The organism is Streptococcus danieliae, from assembly GCF_025447695.1.
In the GTDB taxonomy this organism is placed as follows: Bacteria; Bacillota; Bacilli; order Lactobacillales; family Streptococcaceae; genus Streptococcus; species Streptococcus danieliae.
Map to the genome: position 1 here is coordinate 1 of NZ_JAOBSU010000118.1, position 4,808 is coordinate 4,808.

4 protein-coding genes are annotated in these 4,808 nt (G+C 43.3%); all 4 read right to left on the bottom strand.

What is annotated here, in order from left to right; all coding sequences use genetic code 11:
• Window positions 1–146: 146 nt before the first annotated feature.
• The 4 genes from manA to rpsL all read right to left on the bottom strand — a co-directional run bounded on the left by manA (window position 147) and on the right by rpsL (window position 4,559).
• A complete protein-coding gene (manA, locus tag N4310_RS07530) occupies window positions 147–1,088 on the bottom strand; it encodes a mannose-6-phosphate isomerase, class I (RefSeq protein ID WP_262092693.1) in 942 nt (313 codons plus the stop codon).
• Between the two features lie 329 nt (window positions 1,089–1,417).
• Entirely contained in the window at window positions 1,418–3,496 is a 2,079-nt protein-coding gene (gene fusA / locus N4310_RS07535; RefSeq protein WP_160332795.1) for an elongation factor G, read from the bottom strand.
• 160 nt (window positions 3,497–3,656) lie between these two features.
• Window positions 3,657–4,127, bottom strand: a complete 471-nt coding sequence (rpsG, locus tag N4310_RS07540) for a 30S ribosomal protein S7 (protein WP_160332796.1) — start codon at window positions 4,125–4,127, stop codon at window positions 3,657–3,659.
• Between the two features lie 18 nt (window positions 4,128–4,145).
• On the bottom strand, window positions 4,146–4,559 hold the full coding sequence (gene rpsL, locus N4310_RS07545; protein WP_135038061.1) for a 30S ribosomal protein S12: 414 nt from the start codon (window positions 4,557–4,559) through the stop codon (window positions 4,146–4,148).
• Between the last annotated feature and the right edge of the window lie 249 nt (window positions 4,560–4,808).

The window sequence follows — 4,808 nt, forward strand, 5'->3', positions numbered from 1 at the left end:
CCTTACAATTCCTTGTCCGATTAATACACACATTCAAACTCTGCTTTGGAGTTTACACAAAATTCTTGACACACCCGTCAATTTTTTTGACTATTTTCAAACAAGAAGAAAAGCAGCCTTTTTTACAGGCTACTTTTCTTATAAATCTAAACATGACTCGCAATCAGTGATAAGTCACCATCAAAAGTCCAATCTTTAACGTTATTGGGCAGGATAAAATGATCGCCCTTTTTCAAGGAATAGGACTGACCATCCACAGCCAAGCTCCCTTGACCCTCGAGAACACTCACGAGATAGTAATCCGCTTGCTGGTGGAAGGAAACCGGCCCCACCACGTCCCATTTATAGACCACAAAAAAGTCATTGGCAACCAATAGGGTCGATGTAAGATTCCCTAGCTGCAGAGAGGCCGGCCGGCTATTAGCCGGTTGGCCAATCGTTGAAACTGCAACCGATTGGTCAATATGCAGCTCCCGACGATTGCCCTGCTCATCAATCCGTTCAAAATCATACACACGATAGGTAACGTCACTGGACTGCTGGGTTTCTAAAATCATAATCCCCGCACCAATCGCATGAACCGTACCACTCGGCACATAGAAGAAATCTCCCGCTTTCACAGGCACCTTGGTCAACAATTGCTCCCAGTTTTGCGACTCAATTTGTTGGCGAAGCTCCTCCTTAGATTGAGCCTCATGGCCATAAATAATCTCGGCACCTGGTTCAGCATCAAGCACATACCAACATTCTGTTTTTCCAAGACTATTTTCATGAGCTAAACCATACTGATCATCCGGATGAACCTGAACACTCAACCAATCATTAGCATCTAAAATTTTCGTAAGCAAGGGAAACACAGGCTCCGGACGATTCCCAAACAAGTCCCGATACTCTGCATATAAGTCATCAAGTTTCTGGCCCTGATAAACACCGTTTTTTACAGTCGACACCCCATGCGGATGAGCTGAAATGGCCCAGTATTCTCCAACCTTGTCACTTGGAAGCTCATATCCAAAAACATCCTGTAATTTGCGGCCACCCCAGATTTTTTCCTGCATCATCGATTCTAAAAATAATGGTTCTGACATTGCTTGTCCTCCTATCTATTCTTTCACAACTGTAAAATCATTTCTCACACTAATACTATCACAAAAAGAAAAACATGACACGGTTTCTCAGATGGGTTGAGGGTAAACTTTAAAGAAATCTTTCAAATCCCTAACTTCAAAAAGTAGATTAGAGTAACCTTAAACCCTATACCATAAAAAACAAGCAACTTACCCAGCTCTCTCTGAGATAGCTAGTTTTTGACAAAGATACTTAAAGGAAAGTTGAGACATCCCAAAGTTAGACATCAAAAAAGAGAGAACCTTTCACAGTTCTCTCTTTTTCTACTTTTACAAGCATTCGCCAAGGATTATTCACCTTTTGCTTTTGCAACGATTGCTTCTTGTACAGACTTAGGTACATCTTCGTAGTGGTCAAATACCATCATGAAGGTACCACGTCCTTGTGATGCTGAACGAAGAACAGTTGCGTAACCGAACATTTCAGCAAGTGGTACATAAGCACGAACGATTTGGCTGTTACCGTGTGCTTCCATACCGTCAACACGTCCACGACGAGCTGTTACGTGACCCATAACATCACCAAGGTTCTCTTCTGGAACAGTGATTGTTACAAGCATCATTGGTTCAAGAATTGCTGGTTGAGCAGTCTTAGCAGCTTCTTTAAGGGCAAGAGATGCTGCGATCTTGAAGGCAGTTTCAGATGAGTCGACATCGTGGTAAGAACCATCGTAAAGTTTAGCTTTCACGTCTACAAGTGGGTAACCTGCAAGAACACCGTTAGCCATTGACTCAACCAAACCTTTTTCTACGGCTGGTACGAATTCACGTGGAACCACACCACCGACGATTGCGTTTTCGAACTCGAATCCTGCTCCTTCTTCGTTTGGTGTAAATTCAATCCATACATCACCGAATTGACCTTTACCACCAGATTGACGTTTGAAGAATCCACGTGCTTGCGTAGCTGCACGGAAGGTTTCACGGTAAGATACTTGAGGAGCACCTACGTTAGCTTCAACCTTGAATTCACGTTTCATACGGTCAACAAGGACATCCAAGTGCAACTCACCCATACCAGAGATAACTGTTTCACCAGTTTCAACGTTTGTTTCAACGCGGAAGGTTGGATCTTCTTCAGCCAATTTTTGAAGGGCAATACCCATTTTATCTTGGTCAGCTTTTGATTTTGGCTCAACCATCAATTGGATAACTGGCTCAGGAACGTTGATAGACTCAAGAATAACTTTAGCTTTCTCGTCTGTCAATGAGTCACCAGTTGTAGTATCTTTCAAACCAACGGCAGCAGCGATATCACCAGAGTAAACTGTTTCAATCTCTTGACGGCTGTTCGCGTGCATTTGGAGGATACGTCCGATACGCTCACGTTTACCTTTTGAGGTATTCATAACGTAAGAACCTGAGTTCAAGACACCAGAGTAAACACGGAAGAAAGTCAAACGACCAACGAATGGGTCTGTCATGATCTTGAAGGCAAGAGCTGCAAATGGCTCTTCATCAGATGCAGGACGAGTTTCTTCTTCTTCAGTATCTGGGTTAATCCCTTTGATAGCAGGGATATCAAGTGGGCTTGGAAGGTAGTCAAGAACCGCATCCAACATCAATTGAACCCCTTTGTTCTTGAAGGCAGAACCACAAAGAACTGGGTAGAATTCTACGTTGATAGTTGCTGTACGGATAGCTGCTTTCAACTCTTCGTTTGTGATTTCTTCCCCTTCAAGATACTTCATCATCAAGTCTTCGTCAGTTTCTGCAACTGCTTCAACCAATTTTTCACGGTATTCTTGAGCCTGCTCAAGGTATTCAGCTGGGATGTCCTCTTCAAGGATATCTGTACCAAGGTCGTTGGTGTAGATTTCAGCCTTCATCTTGATCAAGTCGATGATTCCACGGAAGTCATCTTCTGCACCGATTGGCAATTGAATTGGGTGTGCGTTTGCTTGCAAACGGTCATGAAGAGTGCTTACTGAGTAAAGGAAGTCCGCACCAATCTTATCCATTTTGTTCGCAAATACGATACGAGGAACACCGTATTCAGTTGCTTGACGCCATACAGTTTCTGTTTGTGGCTCAACACCTGATTGAGAGTCCAATACAGTTACCGCACCATCCAAAACGCGAAGGGAACGTTGTACCTCGATTGTGAAGTCCACGTGTCCTGGGGTATCGATGATGTTAACACGAGTATCTTTCCATTGAGCTGTTGTCGCAGCAGAAGTGATGGTGATTCCACGCTCTTGCTCTTGCTCCATCCAGTCCATTTGTGAAGCCCCTTCGTGGGTTTCACCGATCTTGTGGATTTTACCAGTGTAGTAAAGGATCCGCTCAGTAGTAGTAGTTTTACCAGCATCAACGTGGGCCATGATACCGATATTACGAGTTTTTTCTAATGAAAATTCGCGAGCCATTTGTCTCTCCTATATTTTATTTTTTTATTATTATACCATATTCCAAGAAAAGCAGATAGGTAAGACCCACCCGCTTCTCCTGTATACTGTATTTTTTCCTCTATTCGATGTAGAAAGAGGGGCTATGAATGGAAGGCAGGTTAAAGCCTGTCTCCTATTCTTACCAGCGGAAGTGTGCGAAGGCACGGTTAGCCTCAGCCATACGGTGAGTATCTTCGCGTTTCTTAACAGCTCCACCAGTGTTGTTAGCTGCATCCATGATTTCTTTTGCAAGACGGTCTTGCATAGTGTGCTCACCACGAGCACGAGCAATTTGTACCAACCAACGTAGACCTAGAGTTGTACGACGCTCTGGACGTACTTCAACTGGGACTTGGTAGTTAGAACCACCGACACGGCGTGCACGTACTTCAAGTACAGGCATGATGTTTTCCAATGCTTGCTCAAATACTTCAAGTGCATCATTGCCAGTAGCTTCTTTAATTTGATCAAAAGCACCATAAACGATTGATGCCGCTGTACCACGTTTACCGTCCATCATAACACGGTTGATCAAACGTGTTACCAATTTAGAATTGTAAAGTGGATCTGCTAATACTTCGCGCTTAGGCGCTTGGTTTTTACGACTCATTCTCTCTTATCCCCCTTCTTATCCTTTAGGACGTTTAGTACCGTATTTAGAACGACCTTGTTTACGATCATTAACACCGGCTGTATCCAAAGCACCACGGACGATATGGTAACGTACCCCTGGAAGGTCCTTTACACGTCCACCACGGATAAGAACCACACTGTGCTCTTGCAAGTTGTGTCCGATACCTGGGATGTAAGCAGTTACCTCGATCAAGTTGCTCAAACGTACACGAGCAAATTTACGAAGGGCTGAGTTTGGTTTTTTAGGTGTCATGGTACCAACACGAGTAGCAACACCACGTTTTTGTGGTGAGTTTTCACGAGTTGGAACACGTTTCAAGCTGTTGTAGCCAACGTTCAAAGCTGGTGATTTAGATTTTTCTACTTTTGATTTACGCGGTTTGCGAACCAATTGGTTAATTGTAGGCATCTACATTCTCCTGTAATTTTTTATTTTTGGATATCAGGCACTGGTGACAGCCCTGAAGCGGTGTACTTTTGCAACATTTGTCAGCACGTCTCTGTACACTTTTGAGAGACCAAAAGTAAAAAGTACCGTCAACTATAATACCAAACCTCCAGGACTCTGTCAAACATTTTTAGAATCATTCCCGTTGCTTATTCTTTTTGAAAATAATGTCAGGATCCTGACTCCTCCTCATCAATTTCATAAAAATAA